This window comes from Candidatus Symbiopectobacterium sp. (genome assembly GCF_020054415.1).
In the GTDB taxonomy this organism is placed as follows: Bacteria; Pseudomonadota; Gammaproteobacteria; order Enterobacterales; family Enterobacteriaceae; genus Symbiopectobacterium.
The window spans coordinates 1-1252 of sequence record NZ_JAHWCO010000107.1 but is presented as its reverse complement, the minus strand read 5'-3'; the positions used below and the strand labels follow the sequence as shown (position 1 = coordinate 1252).

1 protein-coding gene and 2 pseudogenes are annotated in these 1252 nt (G+C 40.3%); 2 read left to right on the top strand and 1 reads right to left on the bottom strand.

What is annotated here, in order from left to right:
* Both QZ506_RS03375 and ftnA read left to right on the top strand, forming a co-directional pair.
* A pseudogene (locus QZ506_RS03375) lies at positions 1–86 on the top strand (lipoprotein); the annotation flags it as partial.
* A gap of 441 nt (positions 87–527) precedes the next feature.
* Complete coding sequence (gene ftnA / locus QZ506_RS03370) at positions 528–1034, top strand: non-heme ferritin (protein WP_291969063.1); 507 nt, start codon at positions 528–530, stop codon at positions 1032–1034.
* Between the two features lie 135 nt (positions 1035–1169).
* On the opposite strand, the pseudogene QZ506_RS03365 reads toward ftnA, so the two are convergent.
* A pseudogene (locus QZ506_RS03365) lies at positions 1170–1252 on the bottom strand (lipoprotein); the annotation flags it as partial.

The following is a 1252-nucleotide window of genomic DNA, read 5'->3' as shown; positions in this document are numbered from 1 at the left end:
CTCAGGTGGGTGAAGCCATGTCCATGGTCAAAGCGCTTAACCGGATCACGCTATTAGGAATGCCGAACAGTATTCGCATCACGTAACAATCGACCCGTATGGGGCGCAGTCGTTACAAGTTCTGATTTATTCAACAAAGCCTGTTAAATCCAGAGCGTGGTGATGCATCCCGGAGCGATCAGCATTTTAATCCAAAACAGGAGTGTCACAACAGCATTATTCCCTATTATTCAACAAAGCCGACCTGATGCTAAAAAAGAATGATTATTCTTTAGGTTATTAAATAGACGTGTCGGTTTTTATAAATATCCTGAAGTACGTTGAAATGAAATAAAAACCATTCTCAAATAGATGCGTTAAATAACCATTTTATGAAATTGAAAATCGTTATCAATTATTTTATGTTTATGATTAATAATGGTTTATTTTTTATGTTAATTACATTGATAATAAAATGTTTTTTATTTTTTAACAGCAAGGCATAATGGGAAAAAATTGACTCACCTGCCAATCAGAGGGAATGAAAGATGCTTAAAAAAGAGATGATTCAACAATTAAACGATCAGCTAAACTTGGAATTCTATTCTGCTAATTTATACCTGCAAATGAGCGCATGGTGTGGTGATAAAGGGTTTGAAGGTGCGTCAGCATTCCTGAAGACACATTCTCAAGAAGAGATGGAGCATATGCAACGCCTCTTCAATTATTTAGATGATACCGGCAGCATGCCGATACTGGGAGCCATCGCAGCACCGCCGGTTGATTTCGCCTCTCTGGCTGACGTGTTTGAACAAACCTATGAGCATGAGCAATTAATTACGCGAAAAATCAATGAGCTGGCTCATGCAGCAATGACGCAGCGGGATTATTCAACGTTCAACTTTTTACAATGGTATGTTGCTGAGCAACATGAAGAAGAGAAATTGTTTAAATCCATTCTCGACAAGTTGGCATTGGTGAATACCGCGCAAGGGGGGCTGTTCTTTATCGATCAAGACCTGAAGAAAATGACGAGCGCGCCGACTCAACAGTAATGCTTTATCACATTCCCTTCAGGCTAAGCCTGAAGGGAATGTGTATTAATATGGCTTTGTTGAATAAATAGAACTTTTGGGGCTTTGTTGAATAAATCAGAACTTGTGACGACTGCGCCCCATACGGGTCGATTGTTACGTGATGCGAATACTGTTCGGCATTCCTAATAGCGTGATCCGGTTAAGCGCTTTGACCATGGCCATGGCTTCACCCACCT